The following is a 21,982-nucleotide window of genomic DNA, read 5'->3' as shown; positions in this document are numbered from 1 at the left end:
CTAGGCTGGCCGCCGTGACGTCCCCGCCGGTCCTGCACGAGGTGCTCGCCGCCGTGCTCGGCATCCGCGACGGGCGGCTGCGGGTGCTGCTCTGGGAACGCGCGCTCGATCCCGATGCCGGCCGGTGGGCCCTGCCCGGCGGGCGGCTGGCGAGCGACGAGGACGTCGAGACCTCGGTGCGGCGCCAGCTGGCCGAGAAGGTCGATGTCCGCGAGGTCGCCCACGTCGAGCAGCTCTCGGTCTTCTCCGCCCCGGACCGCACCCCCGGCGCCCGGACGATCGCAACGGCGTTCGTCGGGCTGGTCCCGTCCGACGCCGACCCGGAGCTGCCCGCCGACACCGCGTGGCACCCGGTCGACGCGCTCCCACCGACCGCGTTCGACCACGCCGGCATCGTCGCCTCCGCGCGGGACCGCCTGCGCGCCAAGCTCTCCTACACCAACCTCGGGTTCGCCCTCGCCCCGGCGGAGTTCACGATCTCGGCGCTGCGCGAGCACTACGTCGCCGCGCTCGGGCACGAGGTGTCGGCGACCAACCTGCAGCGCGTGCTCACCCGGCGCGACCTGCTCGTGACGACCGGGGAGACCGCGCCACCGGGCCGGGCGGGCGGACGCCCCGCCGCGCTGTTCCGGTTCGCCGACCGCGCCCTGCGCGTGACGGACGCGTTCGCGGTACTCCGCCCACCCGCCCGGGCCGGCCGGTCGCGCCCGGGCGGTGCCGGCACCGGCGTACTACCGTGAGGCCGTGTCCGCGATCCTTCCGCTGTTCCCGCTGGGGACGGTGCTGATGCCGGGCGCGGCGCTCCCCCTGCACATCTTCGAGCCGCGCTACCGGCAGCTCACCGTCGACCTGCTCACCGACGAGGTCCCGGACAAGGAGTTCGGCGTCGTCGCGGTACGCGAGGGGCACTCGCCGGACCGCTCCGGCTCCGACGGCATGCACCTCGTCGGCTGCACCGCCGTCCTGCTCGACGCCCGCCGGCTGCCGGACGGCCGCTACGACATCGTCACCCGTGGCGCGCGGCGGTTCCGCGTGCTCGACCTCGACAGCACCGCACGGCAGTACCTGACCGGGACCGTGGAGTTCCTCCCCGACGCCCTCGGCGGGGAGGACCCGCGCCTGGTCACGATGCTGGAGCAGGCCGCCCGTGAGGCGCACCGGGTCTACTGCCGCACCGCCTGGCGCACCGGGGACTGGTCCGAACCCGAGGCGGACACCCCGCTCGCGGAGCTGCCCCACCTGCTCGCCGGGGACTGCCTGCTCCCGCTGCCCGACCGCCAGCGGCTGCTGGAACAGACCGACCCGGTGCAGCGGCTGCGCGACGTGCGCCGGCTGCTGGCCCGCGAGACCGGGTTGCTGGAGCGGTTGCGGGCGGTGCCCGCCCCGCACGGCACGTTCGGCGACCAGCCCAGCGCCAACTGAGCCCGCTCACCCGCCCGGGAGCGCGAGCTCGCGACCCGTCCAGCGCCGGCGCAGCCAGCGGTCGTGCGAGGTGACGACGACGGCGCCCGGTGCGGTCCCGATCGCCTCCTCGAGCTCGCCGGCCAGCCGCAGCGAGACGTGGTTGGTCGGCTCGTCGAGCAACAGCAGGTCCGGGGCATCGGCGATCGCGACGGCCAGCGCGAGCCGGCGGCGCTGCCCCAGCGACAGCTCCCCGACGAGGGTGCCGTGCTCGCGCGGGTGCAGCAGGCCCAGCTCGCCCAGCGGCAGCCGCTCGGCGAGCTCCGGACCGAGCAGCGCGGCGTAGGCCGCACGGGCCGTCCGGTCGAGGGGACCGACCTCCGGGTCCTGGGCGAGCAACCCGACCCGGTCGGCCCGCACGTCGACGGCCCCGGCGTCCGGGACGAGATCCCCGTGCAGGACGGCGAGCAACGTCGACTTCCCCGAGCCGTTCGGCCCGGTGACCAGCAGCTTCTCCCCCACGGCCAGGTCGAGCAGACCCAGCCGCACCCGTCCGGCCACGCGCAGGCCCCGGACCTGTACCGCGAGACCGCCACCGGCGCCGTTGCCGGGACCACCGGCGCGGTCCCCGGTCAGCCGGCCGGTGAACCGCAGCGGCCGCGGCGGCCGGGGCAGCGCCTCGCGCTCGGCAACGGCCAGGCGACGGCGGGCGTCGTCGATCCGGCGGGCCCGGGTGCGCTCGACGTTCGCCCCCTTGAACTTGACGATGAACTTGTCGTTGTCGCGCGGCCCCCGGCCGGGCGCGATCGCCCGGGTCGAGATCCGGGTCCGCTCGCGGAGCTCGCCGATGCGCTCCTGCTGCTCGGCGAACCGTTCCTCCCAGCGCCGGCGGCTCGCGGCCTGCTCGGCCAGGTAGTCGGTGAACGAGCCACCGAAGCGGCGCCCGCCGTTCCCGTCGGTGCCGAGCGCACCGGCATCGAGGTCGAACAGCTCGGTGCACACCCGGTCGAGGAAGGTGCGGTCGTGGCTCGCCGCCACGACCACGCCGGGCAGCTCGGGCAACGCGCGTTCGAGGAGGTCGAGCGCGTCGTCGTCGAGATGGTTGGTGGGTTCGTCGAGCAGCAGCACGGCCGGGCGGCGGACCAGCGCGGCGGTCATCGCGAGCCGGGTCCGCTGCCCGCCGGACAGCGTCGTGACCGGCCGTTCCCGGTCCAGGCCGGCCACACCGAGGGTGCCCGCGGTGACCTCGGCGCGACGGTCGGCGTCCCACGCGTCGTGCGCGACGGCCCAGGCGAGGACCCGGTCGTACTCCCCGCCGACGTCCTCCCCGCCGACGTTGCTGCCGTCGGCCATCCGCCCGGCGAGCCGTTCGAGCGCGGCGACCGCGTCGTGCAGCGGGCGCAGCGCGCCGTCGAGCAGCTCGCCGACGGTGCCGTGCTCGCCGGCGTCGGGTTCCTGCGGCAGGTACACCAGGTCGGCCGGCGCGGACACGGTGCCCGAGTCCGGGGTGTCCGCTCCGGCCAGCAGCCGCAGCAGCGTGGACTTGCCTGCGCCGTTCTCCCCGATCAGCCCCAGCCGGGTCCCGGGTGCGACGGTGAGGTCGATCCCGTCGAGGACGGGCGGGCGTCCGGCGCGGGTGGCGAAGGAACGGACCAGGCCGTGCGCGGTGAGGGCCTGCAGGTCGGTGCTGGATGACACGACGACGTCTCCGTGAACGGAGGGAGACCGGCGGGGGCGTGTGCCGCGTCCGCGGTCGGTGGCGTCGTCTACAGCTCCATGATGGCGGTGAGCCTAGACCGGTTGCGCCGTCCGGCGCTACCCGAATTCCGCCGTTCCCTCGTGGGCGTCACGCAGCCGGGGCCGACCCCACGGTCGCGGCCGGGACCGCGGGCACCCGGCGGAACCGCGGGTGCAGCAGGACGAACACGCTCATCAGGCCCATCACCACCGCCGCGACGACGACCGGCAGCGGCGCCCACACGCCGTACAGCACGGTGCCTGCGGTGGGGGCGATCACGAACGTCAGCCCGGTGGTCGCACTGGTCAGCCCGGCCAGGCCGCCCTGCTCCTCGCGGCGGACCAGGAGCGTCGGCCCGGCGGTGTAGCCGGGCATCGCGGTACCGAGCCCGAGCCCGATGAGCAGGACCGCGACGAACAGCAACACCCCGCCGGCATCCGGGACCAGCAGCGCGAACCCCGCGAACGCGACGGCACCACCGACTCGCAGCAAGGTCGGCGCCGTCCAGCGGCTGCGCGGCACGACGACACCCTGCGCGAGGACCATGCCGATCCCGGCGGTCAGCAGCGCGCCGCCGGTGACCAGGCCGGTGGTCTCGGCGTCGAGACCCAGCCGGTCCTGCACGAGGAACCCCGTGATCACCTGGATGAAGCCGAGCGAGGTGAACATCCCGAACCCGGCCAGCAGGAACGGCCAGACCCGCGGGTCCCCCGGCCGCACCCGGACGGGTTCCTCGATCAGCTCGGTGCGGGGCTCGCGGCGCAGCCGGACCACGAGCAGCACGAGACCCGCCGCGAGCAGCAGTGGGACCGCGATCAGCGGCGTGATCAGCCCGAACACCGACAGCACGCCGCCGACGACCGACCCCGCGATCATCGCGCCGCCCTGCACCGCACCGATGCCCGCCATGCCCTTCACCCGGGCCTGCTCGTCGGTGGTGACGTCGGCGATGTAGGCCTGCGCGGTCGGTGGGACCGCGGCGATCGCGGTGCCGAACCCGAGCCCGCGCAGCAGGACGAACAGCACGAACAGCACCGTGCCGGTCACGATCCCGGTCATGCCCAGCCAGGCCACCAGCGCGAACAGCGTCATCGTTCCCACGCCCAGGGCCAGCGCGCCGGCCAGGACCGGCTTGCGGCCCCAGGACTGCGAACGACGGCCCCAGAACTGGCTGGTGAGCACGACCATCACGGCCGCAGTGCTGATCGTGACGCCGATCTGCCACTCGGCCAGGCCGACCTCGCGGGAGAGCGGGGCGATGACCGGGTTGAGCGTCATCTGGCCCAGGAAGACCAGGAACACCGCACCGAGCAGCAGCCCGATCTGTGGTCGGGGCGTGGTGCCGTCCGGTGCGGCGGCGGGTCGTACGGTCATGGCCGATCCTTCGGGTGAGCAGGTGGTGGTGGGGAACGGCGCGGGCCGGGAGACCTGGGGCGCTGGAGCGGTGGGTGCGGGCTCAGGGCGGCCGGCTCACGGGCGGGGCCAGCTCACGGTCGATGCCGGCGAGCACGATGCGCAGCTTGCCGAGGAACCAGTCGATCGGCGACGCCCGGAGCGCGTGCACCATCTCGGCGCGGACCCCGGCCGCGGCCGCCGCGGGCGGCGCCGACCGCCACTGCTGTTCCAGCAGGTCGCGCTGCCCGCCGCCGGGCGCGTCGTAGACCTCGATGCCGCGCCGGTTGTCCGCGGCCAGGTCGAACACGAGGTCGACGGCCAGCACCGCGTCCGGCGCGGTGAACCCGCGCTCCACCAGGGCCGCACCGACCCGGTCGGCGAGCACCACGATCGACGGCGGCACGATCCCGCGCCCCACCTCGGCGACCGCGCCGGGGTGGCGTTCCCAGACCCGCCAGGACGCGACCGCCCAGCGCTCCAGCAGCGGCTTCCACGGGCCGGTCAGGTCCGGCCAGTCGGTGCGGCGCAGGGCGAGGTCGATGCCGAGCCGCACCAGCTCGTCCCGGTTGGCCGCGTGCCGGTAGAGGGTCGCCTGGCCGACACCCAGCCGCGCGGCGACGGCGGCGAAGGTGAGCGTGGGGAAGCCGACGGTCAGCACGGCGTCGGCGATCGTGTCCGGGGACAGCGCCGGCGGGCGACCGCGACGCCGGCCGCCGGTCGGTGCAGTGAGGCTCACCTCACCACATTACGAGAGCATGCTCTCGCAATTCAAACCCGAACCGGGATCATCGGAGGGTCAGCGCCAGCCGTAGCGCGACCGCAGCTGCCCGGCGACCCGGTCGAACAGGGCCCGGTCGAGCACCGCACCCTCCCGCCGGATCCCGTGCTCCTCGACCTCGAGCACCCGGTCCAGCCGGATGTAGGAGTCACGACCCGCGCGGTCCCAGGCACCCGAACCGATCCCGACCCAGTCCGGGTCGCCGGCCCGCTTGTCCTGGCTGGACAGCATCAGCCCGAGCAGGTCGGCGCCGGAGCGCCCGACGACCAGCAGCGGCCGGTCCTTGCCCTGGGCCGGGTCCTCCTCGTAGGGCACCCAGGTCCACACGATCTCGCCCGGGTCCGCGGCGCCGTCCGGCTCCGGCGCGTAGACGATCTCCCGGGCCCGGTCGCCGGTGGGTGCGGTGCGGACCGGCGGCGCCGGTGCCGGGCGGCCCCGCTGCGCGTGCTGTGCGGGCTGCGATTTCTGTGCCGGCTGGGACTTCCGTGCCGGCTGGGACTTCTGTGCCGACTGTGACTTCTGTGAGTCCTTCAGCAGCTGCACCGCCACCTCGGCGGCCTTGCGCAGGACCCTCCCCCAGTTGATCGCCATGCGTGCAGCCTGCCGCACCGGCCGGCGACCGGTACACGCGGTGGGCCCGGGCTGGGAACCTGGAGCCTCCGACGAGAGAGGAGCACGCCGTGGAGATCGTGTCGCTGACCGACGAGGCCGACCGGCACCTGGAACTCGCCCGTGAGGCCGGCAGCGGCCGGGCGGCGCACACGGTGCGCGGCGGCCACGACAACGTCCTGCGCCAGACCCTGATCGCGCTGGCCGCCGGGCGCGAGCTCGCCGAGCACGAGAGCCCCGGCGAGGCGACCCTGCAGGTGCTGCGGGGCCGGGTCCGGCTCGTCGCCGGGGACGACGCGGTCGAGGGGTCGGCCGGGGACCTGCTGACGATCCCGCCCCGCCGGCACGCGCTGCACGCCGTCGAGGACTCGGCGGTGCTGCTCACCGTCGCCGAGAAACTGTCCTGACACGGAACCGGCCCCGCACACGGTGTGTGCGGGGCCGGTCGGTGGACGGTGGGGCGGGTGGGTCAGCCCTGCTCGCCCTGCTCCTTCTCCTGCTCGGCGACGGCAGCCTTCACCTCGTCCATGTCGACCGCCTTGACCTGGCCGATCAGGTCCTCCAGGGCCTCGGCGGGCAGCGCGCCGGGCTCGGAGTAGAGGACGACACCGTCGCGGACCGCCATGACGGTCGGGATCGAGGAGATCCCGAACGCCCCGGCGAGGTCCTGCTGCGCCTCGGTGTCGACCTTCCCGAAGGTCACGTCCTGGTGCTTCTCGGACGCCTCGTCGTACACGGGTGCGAACTGCTTGCACGGCCCGCACCAGGACGCCCAGAAGTCGATCAGGACCGTCGCCCCGGGCGCGCCCACGACGTCGTTGAAGTTGTCGGTGGTCAGATCCACGGTGGCCATACGGGGGGCAACGAGCCGGTCCGGCCCGTTGTTCCCGCGGCGCGTGACCCGATCGGGCCGCACCGGGGCCGGGTCAGACCCGCAGCATCCGGCGGGCCGCCACGGCGATGCGGTACCCGGCCGCGGTCCGGTCCGCACCGATGGACCCGTCGCCCGGCTCGACCTCGACGAACCGCTGGGCGTCCTCGTCGAGCACCAGTACCCGGCCGGTGGCGGTGTCGTGGAACAGCCCCACGCTCTCGACGTCGGGGGCCCCGGCGACCGCCTCCTTGGCGCGCAGCATCTCCAGCTGCATGGCCACGTTGACCATGGCCAGCTGGTCGACCTCGTCGACACCGTCCCGGGCGGCCGCGACGGCGACCGGGTGGCCGGCCTCGTGCGCCCGCAGCACCGGGCGGGCCTGCCGCAGCCAGGTCGCGAGCGGGCCCTCCCGGCCGGCGGCCCCCGCGCGCAGCCCCGCCATGGCACCACAGCCCGAGTGCCCGCAGACGGCGAGGAGCCGCACGCCCGGCGCCGACGTCGCGACCTCGACGGCCGCCGCGGTGCCCGGCCCGACGACCAGGTTCCCGACGTTCTGCACGGTGAACACGTCGTCCGGCTCCCCGCCCGCGGGCAGGTGCGGCAGCGGTCCGGAATCCGCGCAGGTGATCATCATGACGGACGGCACCCGGCCGCTCACCGGTTCCGGCGTCCGCGGGCCGAGGGCCCCATCGGTTCCTCCCGCGGCATCGGTTCCTCCCGCGGCATCGGTTCCTCCCGCGGCATCGGTTCCTCCCGCGGCACTGCGCTGCCACTCGCCCCAGGCCAGGAAGCGGGCGGCGGGTGGACCGGCGTGCCCGGCCTGCTGCGGTTCGATCACCTCGACGGTCCCGCCGGTGCCCTCGTGCCGCGCCGTCCAGGCCGTCAGGTGGTCGCGGGCCGCGTGGTCGAGGTAGTCGGTGGCCAGCCGGACGGTGACGTCGACGCCGCGCGGCACCGCGTTCAGTTCGCGGGCCAGGCGCGGGACGGCCAGGAAGCTGACCGAGCCCTCGACGATCAGCTCGCAACGGCCGTCGTCGTGCCGGGTCAGCCGCGGGCGCGCCCGCACGGCCCGCCACAGCAGCATCAGCCCGGCCAGCACCAGCCCGGCCAGCACGCCCTCGAGCAGGTTCAGCAGCACCACCCCGGCCAGGGTGACGGCGTAGACGGGCAGCTCGCCGTGGGTGCGCGCCGTGCGGATGTCGGCCGGCTTGATCAGCCCGACACCCATCATGATCAGCAGGCCGGCCAGGGCCGCCATCGGGATCAGCTCGATGACACCGATCAGCGCGATCGCGAACACCGCGATCCAGACGCCGTGCAGCACGGCGGAGGCGCGGGTCCGGGCGCCGGCGTTCACGTTGGCCGCCGACCGGACGATCACCCCGGTGACCGGCAGCCCACCGATCAGGCCGGAGACGGTGTTGGCGGCCCCCTGGCCGAGCAGCTCGCGGTCGTTGTCGGTGCGCAGGCCCGGGCGCATCCGTTCGACGGCGACCGCGGACAGCAGGGACTCGACGCTCGCGACCAGGGCGACGGTCAGCATGCCGCCCAGCACGCCGGCCCAGTCGGACGCGGGCAGCACCGGCGTCGACAGTGCTTCCAGCAGCGAGCCGCCGAGCTGGACGCGGCTGACGTCGGTGAACAGCAGCGAGACGGCGGTGGCGAACACGACGGCGACCAGCGCGGCGGGGACCACGGTGATCCGTCCGGGGAGGCGCTTCCAGAACAGCAGGACGCCGATGACCAGGGACCCGAGCAGCAACGCCGGCCAGGACACGGTGGCGAGGGCTCCGGGGAGCGCGGCCATCGACGCGACACCGCCGGTCTGCGACTCACCACCGAGGACGACGTTCAGCTGGCCCAGCGCGATCGTGGCGCCGATGCCGGCGAGCATGCCGTGCACCGCGGCGGGCGGGATGGCCTGGGCGAAGCGCGCCAGCCGGGTCAGCCCGAAGACGATCTGCAGGACGCCGGCGCCCGCGGTGATCAGGCAGGTGACCTCCCAGCCGAACCGCGCGACGAGCTCGGCGACGATCACGGTGAGGCCGGCCGCCGGCCCGGAGACCTGCAGCGGGGAGCCGCCGAGCAGGCCGGCGACGACGGCACCGACGACGGCGGCGACGAGGCCCGCCAGGATCGGCGCGCCGGAGGCCACGGCGATACCGAGCGAGAGCGGCACCGCGACGAGGAAGACGACGATCGAGGCCGAGAGATCGGCCCGTGCGTGCGGGAACATCCGCCCGAACCGGCCACCGCCCGGCGGGGAGTGCTCGCCCAGCCCGGACTCGGCCGGGGCATGCTCGTCCTGTGTGGTGCGTACGGGGCTGGTGTTGTACGTGTGACTGGAGTGATCCTGCGGATGCACCGGTTCCTCCGTGTTCGACTGCTGAGTGGGCTCGGCTGCCGGGTGGGCTCGACTGCTGGGCGGGCTCGACTGCCGGGTGGGCCCGACTGCTGGGCCGGCTCGGCTGCTGGGTGGGGATGCCGGACCGCGACGATGCGACCGGTGACAGCGGTGCCTCGGGGGGACGGCCACCGCGTGGGCTTCGTGAGCGCCTCGCAGAGGGCTCAAGAAGGACAAACCACGCACGAACCGTACCCTCCACTGTCGACCCGCCGGGGCCTGCGCGAGGAGCCCGCGGGGCCGCGGTGGCGGCCCCATTCACCGGATGGGGAACCTCCCGGAACGCTCACCGGCGAGCGATCAGCTGGTCAGGGCCGCGTTCCCGGCCGCGAGGTGACCGGGAACACGGGCAGGTCCACCCGGACCGGTGGTTCGGATCGTCCGAGTCCTGATCCGGTCCGTGGCACCGGGCTCTAGGCTGGCCCGACCATGGCCACCCCGTTCCGTGACCCCCCCGCCGACACCGATCCGGACACCTCGGACGGATCACCGCTGCGCCGCCGCGAGCTCGGCCAGACCTCGGCCCGGTCGCTGCTGCTCACCGTGCTCGGCGAGTTCGTACTCCCGGCCGGCGAGCCGGTCTGGACGCGGGCGCTGCTGGAGGTGCTCGGCGCGCTCGGGGTGGAGTCCAAGTCGGCGCGCCAGGCGCTCTCCCGGACGGCGGCCGAGGGGGTGCTGACCTCCGACCGGGACGGCAGGCGGGTGCGCTGGTCGCTGACCCCCGACGGGGAACGGCTGCTGTCCGAGGGCGCCGCGCGGATCTACGGGTTCGGGGCGCCCGCCACCGAGTGGGACGGCCGGTGGCTGGTCCTGCTCGCGAGCGTCCCGGAGTCGCGCCGGCGGCTGCGGCACCGGTTGCGGACGCGGTTGGCCTGGGCCGGTCTCGGCTCCCCCGCGCCGGGGGTGTGGGTCTCCCCCGACCCGGGCAAGGAGCCCGAGGTCGCGGCGGTGCTCGACGAGCTGGACCTGCGCGGGATGAGCAGCTCGTTCATCGGGCACTACGGCGGCATCGGGCGCCCGTCCGACGTCGTCGCCCAGGCCTGGGACCTGGACCGGGTCGAGCAGGCCTACGAGCAGTTCCTCGACGAGTTCGGCCCCGAGCGCGACCGCGACGACGCCGACGACGTGCTCGCCCGCCAGGTCCGGCTGGTGCACGCGTGGCGGCGGTTCCCCTTCCTCGACCCCGAGCTCCCGGCCGAGCTGCTGCCGGACCGCTGGGCCGGGGCACGGGCGGCCGAGCTGTTCACCACGCTGCACCGCCGCTGGGACGCACCGGCCCGTACCGCCTGGGCCGGGCTGACCGGCACGCCCTGAACCGGCGGACGGGGCGGTGCTGGCCGGTCAGCCGCCCGGGCGGATGACCGGCCGGCCCGGTCAGCCCAGGCAGCCCGGCCCGAGCAGGGCCTTCAGGTCCCCCATCAGCGCCGAGGTGTGCATGACCTTCAGCGAGTCGTCGACCCGCAGCGCGGTGACCTTGCTGCCGTAGACCAGCGACAGGTGCACCTCGGAGGTGCCGGGGTGGTGGGTCAGCACCTCCTTGAGCTTCGCGACGCGCTCGGGCGTGCACTGGTCGGTGCGCAGGCTGACCCGGATCGGCAGCCCGGCGTCGCCCACGGCGAGCTCGGGCACCGCGAGGTCGTTGGCGATCAGCGAGATGCGGTCGTCGCGCTTGTTCACCCGGGCCTTGACCAGCACGATCGCGTCCTCCGCGACGTCCATGCCGACCACCTGGTAGGCGCGCGGGAAGAACAGCACCTCGATCCCGCCGGCCAGGTCCTCGATCTGTGCCGACGCCCAGGGTTCGCCGTTCTTGTTCACCCGGCGGTTGACGTTGGCGAGGATGCCGCCGACGGTGACCTGCGCGCCCTCGGCGACCGAGCCCTCGACGATGTCGGCGATCGAGGTGTCCGACTTCGCCGCGAGCGCCTGCTCCAGCCCGTCGAGCGGGTGCCCGGAGACGTAGAGCCCCAGCATCTCCCGCTCGACGGCGAGCTTGTGCTTGGTGTCCCACTCCTCCTCGGGGACCTTCACGTCGAAGATGCCGCCCAGGCCGCCATCGCTGTCGTCGCCGTCCCCGCCGGAGCCGTCCATCGACCCGAACAGGTCGAACTGGCCCATCGACGCCGCCTTCTTGGTGCTCATCACCGCGTCGATCGCGTCCGCGTGCACCAGCAGCAGGCCCTTGCGGGAGTGCCCCAGCGAGTCGAAGGCACCCGCCTTGATCAGCGACTCGACGACCTTCTTGTTGCAGACCACGGCGTCGACCTTGCGCAGGAAGTCGGAGAAGTCGGCGAAGTTCCCCTTCTCCCGGCGCGCGGCGACGATCGCGTCGACCACGTTGTGCCCGACGTTGCGGATGCCGCCGAGGCCGAACCGGATGTCGTTGCCGACCGGGGCGAAGTTGCGCACCGAGTCGTTGACGTCCGGCGGGAGCACGGTGACGCCCATCCGGCGGCACTCGGCCAGGTAGACGGCGGCCTTGTCCTTGTCGTCGCGGACCGAGGTGAGCACGCCGGCCATGTACTCGGCCGGGTAGTTCGCCTTGAGGTAGGCGGTCCAGTAGGACACGACGCCGTACGCCGCGGAGTGCGCGCGGTTGAACGCGTAGTCGGAGAACGGGAGCAGGATGTCCCAGAGGGTCTTGACCGCGTCCTCGGAGTAGCCGTTCTCCTTCATCCCGCCGGCGAAGGTGACGTACTCCTTGTCGAGGATCTCCTTCTTCTTCTTGCCCATCGCCCGGCGGAGCAGGTCCGCCTGTCCGAGCGAGTAGCCCGCCAGGGTCTGGGCGATCGCCATGACCTGTTCCTGGTAGACGATCAGACCGAACGTCTCGCCCAGGACGTCGCGCAGCGGCTCGGCCAGCTCCGGGTGGATCGGCGTGATCTCCTGGCGGCCGTTCTTGCGGTCGGCGTAGTCGTTGTGCGCGTTCGCACCCATCGGGCCGGGGCGGTACAGCGCACCGACCGCGGAGATGTGCTCGAACTCGCTGGGCGCCATCCGGCGCAGCAGGTCCCGCATCGGGCCGCCGTCCAGCTGGAACACGCCGAGCGTGTCCCCGCGGGCGAGCAGCTCGTAGGTCGGCCCGTCGTCCAGCTCGACGTGGTCGAGATCGACCGCCGGCTTGCCGTTGAGGGTGATGTTCTCCAGGGCGTCGTCGAGGATCGTGAGGTTGCGCAGCCCCAGGAAGTCCATCTTGAGCAGCCCGATGGTCTCGCAGACGCCCATGTCGAACTGCGTGATGATCGCGCCGTCGGACTCGCGGCGCTGGATCGGGATGACGTCGATCAGCGGCGTCGACGACATGATCACGCCGGCCGCGTGCACGCCCCACTGCCGCTTGAGGCCCTCCAGACCCCGCGCGGTGTCCATGATCTCCTTGACCTGCGGGTCGGTCTCGTAGAGCGCGCGGACCTCGGTGGCCTCGGAGTAACGCTTGTGGCTCGCGTCGAACACCCCGGACAGCGGGATGTCCTTGCCCATGACCGCGGGCGGCATCGCCTTGGAGATCCGGTCGGCGACCGAGTAGCCGGGCTGGCCGTAGAGCACCCGCGCGGAGTCCTTGATCGCGGCCTTCGCCTTGATCGTGGAGTAGGTGATGATCTGGGCGATCCGGTCCTCGCCGTACTTCTCGGTGACGTAGCGGATCATCTCGCCGCGCCGGCGCTCGTCGAAGTCCATGTCGATGTCGGGCATGGACACGCGGTCCGGGTTGAGGAACCGCTCGAAGATCAGCTTGTGCCGGATCGGGTCGAGGTCGGTGATGCCCAGGACGTAGGCGACCAGCGAGCCGGCCGCCGAGCCACGTCCGGGGCCGCACCGGATGCCGACCGACTTGGCGTGCTGGATGAGGTCGGCGGTCACCAGGAAGTAGCCCGGGTAGCCCATCTTGATGATGACGCCGACCTCGTACTCGGCCTGGCGGCGGTACTGCTCGGTGATGCCGTTCGGGAACCGGGCGTGCAGGCCCCGCTCGACCTCCTTGATCAGCCAGGACTCCTCGGACTCGCCCTCGGGGACCGGCGCCTTGGGCTGCAGGTCCTGGCCGGTGGTGAAGTCGATGTTGCACCGCTCGGCGACCCAGAGCGTGTTGTCGCAGGCCTCCGGGTGGATGGGGTCCCAGAGGTTGCGCATCTCCTGCGCGGACTTGAGGTAGAAGTCCTGCGCGTCGAACTTGAACCGGTTCGGGTCGGCGAGGGTCTTCCCGGTCTGGACGCAGAGCAGCACCTCGTGCGCCTTGGTGTCGTCCGGGTAGGTGTAGTGCAGGTCGTTGGTGGCCAGGCCGGGCAGGTCGAGGCGCTTCTTCAGCGCGAACAGGTCCTCCTGGACCCGCTTCTCGATCTCGATCCCGTGGTCCATCAACTCGCAGAAGAAGTTGTCCTTGCCGAAGATGTCCCGGTAGTCCGAGGCGGCCTGGCAGGCGCCCTCGTAGTCGTTCTGCTGGAGCAGACGGGCGACCTCGCCGGACGGGCAGCCGGTGGTCGCGATCAGCCCCTTGCCGTACTGCTCGAGCAGCTCGCGGTCCATCCGGGGCTTGTAGTAGTAGCCCTCGAGGCTGGCCAGCGACGAGAGCCGGAAGAGGTTGTGCAGCCCCTCGGTGTTCTCCGCCAGCAGCGTCATGTGGGTGTACATGAGGTCGGGGTTGCTGTCGCTGCCGTCACCGAGCGCGACGCGCTTGCGCTCGTGCCGCGACCCGGGGGCGAGGTAGCCCTCCATGCCGATGATCGGCTTGATGCCCGCGGCCTTCGCCTTGCGCCAGAACTCGAAGGCGCCGTAGACGTTGCCGTGGTCGGTCATCGCGACCGCCGACATGTCGTTCTTGACGGCCTCGTCGAACAGGTCGTCGAGCCGCGCCGCCCCGTCGAGCATCGAGAACTCGGTGTGGGTGTGCAGGTGGACGAACGAGCCTGCCTCGGATGTGGCGCCGGCCATGTCTGTTCCGCACTCCTCTCCCGCGCCCTGGGGCGGCGCGGTGCTTCCCCGTCGTGCCACTGCGCCCGCGGCGCACGTGCTCGGACGCGCGTCGCGGAGGTACTCACCACCGACCGTGACGGGACGCCTGCGGCGGGACGACCTCCCGGGCGCGGCGCCCCTGCGGGTGCCGCGCGGGACGCCGGTGGGACTCCTGCCGTGCGGCCGGACCGACCGGATCGGTGAGGTCCCCAGACTAGCCGCGGGGTCCGACAGTTCCCGAGACGGCGCCTGCGAGCCGAGCGGGCTCGGCGTGTCGCTCCAGCTCAGCGTCGTGCGGCCCCGCGTCGGCGTGTCGCGCCCCTGCTCGGAGGCCGGTGGGACCCGCCGCCGGCGCCGCTCAGCCGGTGGGGACGGGGCCGTCGTCGGGCGGTGGGAGTGCGGTGGTCCGCTGCTGCGGCAGCAGCGGGGAGAGCGCGAGCTCCTGGGCCGTCGTGCCGGGCGGCGCGGCCTGGACGGCGCGGACGCCGTCGCGCCCGGCCAGCGCCTCCAGCCCCGCGCGGTCGGCACGCACCACCAGCGCGATCACGCAGGCGCACCCCGGGTCGGCCAGGGCGCGGCGCTCGGCGGCGGCGACCGCGGCCCGCCGGGTCAGCGCCGCGCGCGCCTCCGGGGCCGTCGCCCCGGCCGCGGCCTGCTGCGCACGTCCGGCGTCGGCCTCGGCCCCGAACAGCGCCCGCTCGCGGGCCACCCCGAGCGCTCCCGTGACCTCACCGGTGCCGGTGACCGGTTCGAACCGCAGCGCCGTCTGCACCCGGTCGAGCGGCACCCGGAACACGGCGGTCTCGACCCCGGCCCCGGCCGGGCCGGCGGCGGCCGCGGCCCCCGCGGCGTCGAGGGGACGGTCGAACTGCACCAGCGCGGGCACCGCCGGTCCGGGCGGCGGGAGCGACCCGGGCAGGCCGGCGAGGTAGCCCGCCACGTCCTGACCGGGGTCGGGCCCGAGCCGTACGGACCCGGTCGCCGCGGGCGGGCCGGACGCGGGACCGGACCCGGCGGCCCACACCGCACCGACGAGTACGACGGCCATCACGGCCACGACCACCCACAGGCCACGGGTGCTCAGCCCGGTCATCGCGCTCCGGCTCCGGTCACGGCTCCCGCAGCGTCTCGAGCGCCGCGGCCAGATCGTCCGGGTACGGGCTGGTGTACTCGACGTGGCGCCCGTCGGCCGGGTGCTCGAAGCCGAGCCCGCGGGCGTGCAACCACTGCCGTGACAGCCCGACCCGCTTCGCCAGCGTGGGATCGGCGCCGTAGGTCAGGTCCCCCACGCACGGATGGCGCAGCGCCGAGAAGTGCACCCGGATCTGGTGCGTGCGCCCGGTCTCCAGGTGCACGTCGAGCAGGCTGGCTGCGCGGAACGCCTCGACCGTGTCGTAGTGCGTGATGCTGGGCTTGCCGCCCTGGAGGACGGCGAACCGGTAGTCGTGGCGCGGGTGCCGGTCGATGGGGGCGTCGATCGTGCCCGACGACGGGTCCGGGTGCCCCTGCACGACGGCGTGGTAGCGCTTGTCGACGGTGCGTTCCTTGAACGCGCGCTTCAGCGCCGTGTACGCGTGCTCGGACTTCGCCACGACCATGACACCGGTCGTGCCGACGTCGAGCCGGTGCACGATGCCCTGCCGTTCCGCGGCACCGGAGGTCGACAGCCGGGTACCGAGGGCGGCGAGCCCGCCGGTGACGGTCGGCCCGGTCCAGCCCGGCGACGGGTGCGCCGCGACCCCGACCGGCTTGTCGACGACGACCAGGTCGTCGTCCTCGTGCAGCACCGTCAGGCCGGCGACGACCTCGGCCGGACCCTGCATCGTCTCCGGCGCGCGCACGTCGGGGAGCTCGATCTCCAGCCACGCCCCGCCGGGCAGCCGGTCGGACTTGCCGGCCTCGCGGCCGTCCACCTGGACCCGCCCGGCCTCGGCGAGCCCGGCGGCCACCGTCCGGGACAGGCCCAGCAGCCGCGCCAGGCCGGCGTCGATCCGCATCCCGTCCAGCCCGTCGGGGACGGGCATGCTCCGCAGCTCTCCCATGCCTCAGCCCCGCGTTCCGTCGATCTCGATGCCGCGCAGCGCCATCAGCACCAGCAGGATCCCGCCGCACACGATGCCCGAGTCGGCGATGTTGAACACCGGGAAGATGCTGCCGTCCGGGCTGAACGCGGCGAGCATGTCCACCACGTGTCCGCGCATCGGGCCGGGTGAGCGGAAGAACCGGTCGATCAGGTTGCCCAGCGCGCCGCCGAGCACCAGGCCGAGCCCGACCGCCCAGCCGGTGGACGCCAGCCGGCGCGCGATCCGGATGATCACGCCGACGACGACCACGGCGACCAGCGTCAGCACCCAGGTGTAGCCGGTGGCCATCGACCACGCCGCGCCCGGGTTGCGCAGCAGGGTCAGGTAGAAGAAGCCGTCGATCACCGTGATCGGCTCCTCCCCCTCCAGCGTGGCGACGGCGGCGATCTTGGTGATCAGGTCGAGCGCGAGCACGGTGCCCGAGATCCCGGCCAGCAGCAGCACCCCGCGCCGCCGGACGACGGGATCGACGGGTGTCTCGCTGGCATCGGGATCGGCACTCACGGGCCCGATTATGACGATCGGCCCGCGCCCGGACACCGGCGGACCGGTACCGCCGGGCGTCAGGGCGTCCAGACGAGGGTCACGGCGGCGGTCCGGCGCGGCGGGATCGTCGCGAGCGCCTCCGCGACCTCCCCCACCCGCTCGGCCGGCAGGCACAACCGGCGGGCCACCCACTCGGGCCCGTGCGGCAGCCGGCGTTCGCGCTCCCAGCGGTGCACCTGCGCGGTGATGCCGAACTCCTCGCCGAGCACGGCGACCGCGTCCTCGGCGGTCGCCGGTGCCGGGCGGTGCAGGTCGTGGAACCGCGCCCACAGCGGATCGAGCCAGGCCATCGGATGCTCCGGCAGCATCTCGACCACGACACCGCCGCCGACACCGCCGCCGCGGACCGCGCCGGTCAGGGCGGCGAGGAACGGCGGCAGGTCGACGACGTTGTGCAGCACGTGGTGGCAGACGACGACGTCGTGCCGGCCGGCCTCCTCGGCGGCGTCCGGCCAGGACCCCCGCACGGTGCCGTACGGGATCCCCCGGGACCGGGCGGCGGCGGCGAACACCCCGAGCATGTCGGCCTGCCGGTCGAGCCCGACCACCCGCGCGACCGGGGACAGGTCGGGCCAGGCCGCCGCGAGCGACGCGTCCCCGCCCCCGCAGCCCACGTCGAGCACCGAGACCCCCGCGCAGGTGCGGGCCGCGGCCCGTTCGGCCAGCGCGCGGGCCGCGGTGCGGGACGGGGTGTCGGCCGGGACGTCCGGCGGGGCGAAGTCGGCGGGTACCTGCGTCCACGGGTCGGCCGGGGCCGCCCGCAGGATGTGCTCGGGGATGCCGCGCGCGGACTGGCGTTCCCGCCACCGCGCCGCCGCCCCACCCACGGGGCCGAGGGTACCTACAGCGGCGTCCAGTACCGGGTGCCCTCGCCGCGCACGATCCGCCCGAACGCCGCCTCCGGGAAGTGGCAGCACCCGACCGGGGTGCCGGTGCCCTCCAGCTCGTCGAGCAGCCGCTCCCGGGTCCGGCGCGCCGTGTCCGGGTCGACGTCGAAGAGCACCGCCCACTCCGGTTCGAGGAGCTGGGCCGGGCAGTGCGCCACGTCGCCGAGCAGCACCGCCCGTTCGGCGCCGGAGGACACGACGACCGACTGGTGGCCGGGGGTGTGCCCGGGTGTGGCGCGCACCGTGACCCCGGGGGCGACCGTCTGGCCGTCGCGGCAGAACTCCAGACGCGGCGAGAGCGGGTCGAGGACGGTCGCGACCGGCGGCGCGAACGGCGCCTCCGGGTTGGCCCGCCAGAACGCGACCTCGGCCTCGTCGCCGACCAGGTGGGCGGCGTGGGTGAAGGTCAGGCCGTCCTCGCCCGCGGTCCAGCCGGTGTGGTCGGCGTGCAGATGGGTGTAGAGCACGGTGTCGACGTCGGCGGGGGTCAGGCCCTCGGCGGCGAGGGACTCGAGCATCCGGCCGCTCTCGGCACGGGCGAAGCCGGGGATGTCGACCTCGGCGGTACCGAACCCGAGATCGACCAGGATCGTGCGGTCGCCGGTGCGGATCAGGTAGGCGCCGATGGTGGCGACCACGCGCCCGTCGTCGTCGAGCCACTGCGCGTGCCGCGACCAGGCGGCCTCGTCCGAGGCGGGGAACATCCCGACCGGGTCGAAGTGCCCCTCCCCGTCGGGGAGGTAGGTGATCGCGATGTCCCCGACGGTGATCGTGCGGGACGGTGCGGGCTGGGCCACGGCGGTGCTCCTCGGTACGACGGCGCTGTCGGTCGGGACGACCGTAGAGCCGCCGGCCGCGGAGATCCACGCGGCGTGCGGGGCCGCCGGGCACCGGCGCGGCCGGAGCCGTGCCGGTGCCCGGTCGCGGTCAGGCCTTCGCGACGGTGGCCCGCAGTGCGGTCGAGGTGCCGTCCGGGGCGACGACCTGGCCACCGGAACCGGCGGCGGCATCAGCAGCGGCAGCGTCGGCGGCAGCACCGGCATCGGCAGCAGCAACGTCGTAGGACACCGAGGTCGCGAGCACCTCCCCGGCCACGAACGCCTCGTGCGTCCGCACCGCGTCGAGGACCGCGCCCGGCCCGTGCAGGGTCAGCGCGATCCGGTCGGCGACGGCGAGCCCGGCGTCGCGGCGGGCCTGCTGGACGACCCGGACGACGTCGCGGGCGGTCCCCTCGGCGGCCAGCTCCGGCGTGACGGTGGTGTCCAGCACGACCAGCCCGGCGTTCCCGGGCAGGGCCAGGGTCCGCTCCGGGTCGGCGGCGACGAGCTTCTCACTGAACTCGCCGTCGACCAGGGTGATCCCGGCGGCGACGACGGTGTCGTCCGACTGCCGGCCCCACTCCCCCGCCTTGACCGCGCGGATGCACTTCTGCACGTCGGAACCCAGCCGCGGGCCGGCGACCCGGGCGTTGACCGCGATCTCGAACCGGCCGTGCGCGGCGACGTCGTCGGTCAGCTCCACGGTGCGGACGTTGACCTCGTCGCGCAGCAGGTCGGTGAAGGGGGCGAGCACCGAGGCGTCCTCCGCCGCCACGGTGAGCCCGGGCAGCGGCTGGCGCACCCGCACCTTCGACGACTTGCGCAACGACAGCGCCGCGCTCGCGACCTGCCGGATCCGGTCCATCCCGGCGACGAGTGCGGCGTCGTGCGGCAACCCGGCCCCGGACTGCTGCTGCGACACCGTCGGGTCGGCGCCGCCGGGCCAGTCGGCGAGGTGCACCGAGCGGCCGCCGGTCAGCCCGCGCCAGATGGCCTCGGCGGTCAGCGGCAGCAGCGGCGCCGCGATCCGGCAGGTCACCTCCAGCACCGTGTGCAGGGTGTCGACGGCCTCGCGGCGCGCGCGGTCGGTCTCGGCGGTACCGCTTCCCCAGAACCGGTCGCGGGAGCGGCGGACGTACCAGTTCGTGAGGGTCTCGGCGTGCTCGCGGATCCGTTCACACGCCCCGGCGATGTCGTAGGTGTCCATCGCCGCGGTGACCCCGTCGACCAGGTCGGCCGTCTTGGCCAGCACGTAGCGGTCCAGCACGTGCGTGCTGTCGGTGCGGAAGCGGCCACGCTCCTGCCCGGCGTAGAGCGACAGGAAGTACCAGGTGTTCCACAGCGGCAGGATCGCCTGCCGGACGCCCTCGCGGATGCCCTGCTCGGTCACGACCAGGTTCCCGCCGCGCAGGATCGGGCTCGCCATGAGGAACCAGCGCATGGCGTCCGAGCCGTCCCGGTCGAAGACCTCGTTGACGTCCGGGTAGTTCTTGCGCGACTTCGACATCTTCGCGCCGTCGTCGCCCAGCACGATGCCGTGCGCGACGCAGTGCCGGAACGCGGGCCGGTCGAACAGCGCGGTCGCCAGCACGTGCAGCGTGTAGAACCAGCCGCGGGTCTGGCCGTTGTACTCGACGATGAAGTCGCCCGGGTAGTGGTGCTCGAACCAGTCGGCGTTCTCGAACGGGTAGTGCACCTGGGCGAACGGCATCGAGCCGGACTCGAACCAGCAGTCCAGCACCTCCGGCACGCGGCGCATGGTGGAGGCCCCGGTCGGGTCGTCCGGGTTCGGCCGGGTCAGCTCGTCGACGTACGGGCGGTGCAGGTCGGTCGGGCGCACGCCGAAGTCGCGCTCGAGCTCGTCGAGCGAACCGTAGACGTCGGTGCGCGGGTAGCGCGGGTCGTCGGAGATCCACACCGGGATCGGGCTGCCCCAGTAGCGGTTGCGGGAGATGCCCCAGTCCCGGGCGCCCTCCAGCCACTTGCCGAACTGGCCGTCGCGGACGTGCGACGGCGTCCAGTCGATCTGCTGGTTCAGCTCGACCATCCGCTCCCGGAACTGCGTGACGCGCACGAACCAGGAGTCGACGGCGCGCTGGATGAGCGCGTTGCCGCAGCGCCAGCAGTGCGGGTACGGGTGGTCGTAGGTCTCGTGACGCAACAGCGTCGCAGTCACATGGGGCGCCCGCTCCTTGAGGTCCCGGATGATCTGCGGGTTCGCGTCGAACACCTGCATCCCGGCGTACGGCGGCACCTCGACGGTGAACTCGCCGCGGGAGTCGACCGGGTTGACGACCTCGATCCCGGCCGCGTCGGTGACCTCCTTGTCCTCCTCACCGAAGGCCGGGGCGATGTGGACGAGGCCGGTGCCGTCCTCGGTGGTGACGTAGTCCGCCGCGAGCACCCGGTGGGCGTTCTCCCGGCCGGTGAAGAAGTCGAACGGCGGGGTGTAGGTCGCGCCGAGCAGGTCGGCGCCCCGCAGCCGGGCCACCACCCGCGGCTCCTCGCCCAGCTCACGGGCGTAGGCGCCGACCCGGGCCTCGGCGAGCAGCCAGCGCTCGGCGGTGCCGTCCTTCGTCGCGGCCTCGACCACGACGTAGTCGACCTCCGGGTGGACGGCGACGGCGAGGTTCGACGGGAGCGTCCACGGCGTCGTGGTCCAGACCAGGGCGAGTGCCCCGTCGACGTCGGCGTTGCCGGTGCCGCTCAGCCGCAGCCCGACGGTGACGGCCGGGTCCTGACGGTCCTGGTAGACGTCGTCCATCTTGGTCTCGGTGGCCGACAGCGGCGTCTCGCAGCGCCAGCAGTACCAGAGGACGCGGAAGCCGGAGTAGACAAGACCCTTGTCCCACAACGACTTGAACGCCCACATGACGGACTCCATGTAGTCCAGGTCGAGCGTCTTGTAGTCGTTGTCGAAGTCGACCCAGCGGGCCTGGCGGGTCACGTAGTCACGCCACTCGCCGGTGTAGCGCAGCACGGAGGTGCGGCACGCCTCGTTGAACGCGGCGACGCCCATCTCGTCGATCTCGGACTTGTGCTTGATACCGAGCTGGTTCTCGGTCTCGACCTCCGCCGGGAGGCCGTGGGTGTCCCAGCCGAACCGGCGCTCGACCCGGTGCCCGCGCATGGTGCGGTAGCGCGGGACGACGTCCTTGACGTAGCCGGTCAGCAGGTGCCCGTAGTGCGGCAGGCCGTTGGCGAAGGGCGGACCGTCGTAGAAGACGTACTCGTCCGCGCCGTTGTCGCCCGCGGGCCGCTGCTCGACCGAGGCCCGGAAGGTGTCGTCGGCCTCCCAGGAGGCGAGTACGTCCCGCTCGAGCCGCGGAAACGTCGGGTGGGCGGGGACCTCGGGATACCCGGTGTCGCGCGCTGTCTCGCTCATGCGGCGTGCTCCTCGTGCGATGTCCGTCTCGCACGGGGACGACGCCGGCCCGCTCGGGCCGTGCCGCGGTACCACCCCGCTTGCGCGCGCGATGCCGCGCACGCCTCTCGTTC

At 73.7% G+C, this 21,982-nt stretch carries 17 protein-coding genes; 4 read left to right on the top strand and 13 right to left on the bottom strand.

Annotated features, from left to right (window positions below; all coding sequences use genetic code 11):
• The first annotated feature begins 14 nt into the window (after positions 1–14).
• Together BM093_RS20820 and BM093_RS20815 are read left to right on the top strand one after the other, a co-directional pair.
• Entirely contained in the window at positions 15–740 is a 726-nt protein-coding gene (locus BM093_RS20820; RefSeq protein ID WP_093347257.1) for an NUDIX hydrolase, read from the top strand.
• 4 nt (positions 741–744) lie between these two features.
• Positions 745–1,422, top strand: coding sequence for an LON peptidase substrate-binding domain-containing protein (locus BM093_RS20815; RefSeq protein ID WP_093347356.1), 678 nt, complete (start codon positions 745–747; stop codon positions 1,420–1,422).
• A gap of 6 nt (positions 1,423–1,428) precedes the next feature.
• Here the strand turns inward: BM093_RS20815 and BM093_RS20810 are convergent, their stop codons facing one another.
• The 4 genes from BM093_RS20810 to BM093_RS20795 form a co-directional block, all read right to left on the bottom strand.
• A complete protein-coding gene (locus BM093_RS20810) occupies positions 1,429–3,099 on the bottom strand; it encodes an ABC-F family ATP-binding cassette domain-containing protein (protein WP_093347253.1) in 1,671 nt (556 codons plus the stop codon).
• Positions 3,100–3,247: 148 nt separating this feature from the next.
• Positions 3,248–4,513 carry an MFS transporter gene (locus BM093_RS20805; RefSeq protein WP_093347248.1) on the bottom strand — a complete coding sequence of 422 codons (1,266 nt, stop codon included), beginning with the start codon at positions 4,511–4,513 and terminating at the stop codon, positions 3,248–3,250.
• A gap of 82 nt (positions 4,514–4,595) precedes the next feature.
• Complete coding sequence (locus BM093_RS20800) at positions 4,596–5,270, bottom strand: TetR/AcrR family transcriptional regulator (protein ID WP_093347245.1); 675 nt, start codon at positions 5,268–5,270, stop codon at positions 4,596–4,598.
• A gap of 60 nt (positions 5,271–5,330) precedes the next feature.
• Entirely contained in the window at positions 5,331–5,903 is a 573-nt protein-coding gene (locus BM093_RS20795) for a type II toxin-antitoxin system PemK/MazF family toxin (protein WP_093347242.1), read from the bottom strand.
• A gap of 89 nt (positions 5,904–5,992) precedes the next feature.
• Between BM093_RS20795 and BM093_RS20790 the strand changes: the two genes are divergently transcribed.
• Positions 5,993–6,328, top strand: coding sequence for a cupin domain-containing protein (locus BM093_RS20790; RefSeq protein WP_093347239.1), 336 nt, complete (start codon positions 5,993–5,995; stop codon positions 6,326–6,328).
• A 62-nt stretch (positions 6,329–6,390) separates the two neighbouring features.
• On the opposite strand, the gene trxA is transcribed toward BM093_RS20790, so the two are convergent.
• Positions 6,391–6,774 (bottom strand): thioredoxin, encoded by a 384-nt coding sequence (gene trxA / locus BM093_RS20785; RefSeq protein ID WP_093347236.1) that lies wholly within the window; start codon positions 6,772–6,774, stop codon positions 6,391–6,393.
• A 73-nt stretch (positions 6,775–6,847) separates the two neighbouring features.
• Positions 6,848–9,031 carry a SulP family inorganic anion transporter gene (locus BM093_RS20780; protein ID WP_425439186.1) on the bottom strand — a complete coding sequence of 728 codons (2,184 nt, stop codon included), beginning with the start codon at positions 9,029–9,031 and terminating at the stop codon, positions 6,848–6,850.
• Between the two features lie 597 nt (positions 9,032–9,628).
• Between BM093_RS20780 and BM093_RS20775 the strand changes: the two genes are divergently transcribed.
• Positions 9,629–10,513 (top strand): PaaX family transcriptional regulator, encoded by an 885-nt coding sequence (locus BM093_RS20775; RefSeq protein ID WP_093347227.1) that lies wholly within the window; start codon positions 9,629–9,631, stop codon positions 10,511–10,513.
• A gap of 60 nt (positions 10,514–10,573) precedes the next feature.
• Here the strand turns inward: BM093_RS20775 and dnaE are convergent, their stop codons facing one another.
• The 7 genes from dnaE to ileS form a co-directional block, all read right to left on the bottom strand.
• Positions 10,574–14,128, bottom strand: coding sequence for a DNA polymerase III subunit alpha (dnaE, locus tag BM093_RS20770; RefSeq protein ID WP_093347224.1), 3,555 nt, complete (start codon positions 14,126–14,128; stop codon positions 10,574–10,576).
• Between the two features lie 379 nt (positions 14,129–14,507).
• A complete protein-coding gene (locus BM093_RS20765) occupies positions 14,508–15,242 on the bottom strand; it encodes a hypothetical protein (RefSeq protein WP_093347220.1) in 735 nt (244 codons plus the stop codon).
• Between the two features lie 16 nt (positions 15,243–15,258).
• Positions 15,259–16,191: an RluA family pseudouridine synthase gene (locus tag BM093_RS20760; RefSeq protein WP_093347217.1), complete on the bottom strand. Its 933-nt coding sequence runs from the start codon at positions 16,189–16,191 to the stop codon at positions 15,259–15,261.
• Between the two features lie 3 nt (positions 16,192–16,194).
• Positions 16,195–16,737: a signal peptidase II gene (gene lspA, locus BM093_RS20755; protein WP_093347214.1), complete on the bottom strand. Its 543-nt coding sequence runs from the start codon at positions 16,735–16,737 to the stop codon at positions 16,195–16,197.
• Positions 16,738–16,796: 59 nt separating this feature from the next.
• Entirely contained in the window at positions 16,797–17,606 is an 810-nt protein-coding gene (locus tag BM093_RS20750; protein WP_177238604.1) for a class I SAM-dependent methyltransferase, read from the bottom strand.
• 14 nt (positions 17,607–17,620) lie between these two features.
• Positions 17,621–18,463, bottom strand: a complete 843-nt coding sequence (locus BM093_RS20745; RefSeq protein ID WP_177238603.1) for an MBL fold metallo-hydrolase — start codon at positions 18,461–18,463, stop codon at positions 17,621–17,623.
• A gap of 130 nt (positions 18,464–18,593) precedes the next feature.
• A complete protein-coding gene (ileS, locus tag BM093_RS20740) occupies positions 18,594–21,869 on the bottom strand; it encodes an isoleucine--tRNA ligase (protein WP_093347208.1) in 3,276 nt (1,091 codons plus the stop codon).
• Between the last annotated feature and the right edge of the window lie 113 nt (positions 21,870–21,982).

It is taken from the genome of Pseudonocardia ammonioxydans (assembly GCF_900115005.1).
GTDB lineage: Bacteria > Actinomycetota > Actinomycetes > Mycobacteriales > Pseudonocardiaceae > Pseudonocardia > Pseudonocardia ammonioxydans.
The sequence above is the reverse complement of the archived record's forward strand: the minus strand, read 5'-3'. Positions and strand labels throughout refer to the sequence as shown.

Coding starts and splice junctions, on each gene's coding strand:
- BM093_RS20805 (WP_093347248.1), bottom strand. CDS start 4,513: ATGACCGTACGACCCGCCGCCGCACCGGACGGCACCACGCCCCGACCA.
- BM093_RS20795 (WP_093347242.1), bottom strand. CDS start 5,903: ATGGCGATCAACTGGGGGAGGGTCCTGCGCAAGGCCGCCGAGGTGGCG.
- trxA (WP_093347236.1), bottom strand. CDS start 6,774: ATGGCCACCGTGGATCTGACCACCGACAACTTCAACGACGTCGTGGGC.
- BM093_RS20780 (WP_425439186.1), bottom strand. CDS start 9,031: ATGTTCCCGCACGCACGGGCCGATCTCTCGGCCTCGATCGTCGTCTTC.
- BM093_RS20775 (WP_093347227.1), top strand. CDS start 9,629: ATGGCCACCCCGTTCCGTGACCCCCCCGCCGACACCGATCCGGACACC.
- dnaE (WP_093347224.1), bottom strand. CDS start 14,128: ATGGCCGGCGCCACATCCGAGGCAGGCTCGTTCGTCCACCTGCACACC.
- BM093_RS20765 (WP_093347220.1), bottom strand. CDS start 15,242: ATGACCGGGCTGAGCACCCGTGGCCTGTGGGTGGTCGTGGCCGTGATG.
- BM093_RS20760 (WP_093347217.1), bottom strand. CDS start 16,191: ATGGGAGAGCTGCGGAGCATGCCCGTCCCCGACGGGCTGGACGGGATG.
- ileS (WP_093347208.1), bottom strand. CDS start 21,869: ATGAGCGAGACAGCGCGCGACACCGGGTATCCCGAGGTCCCCGCCCAC.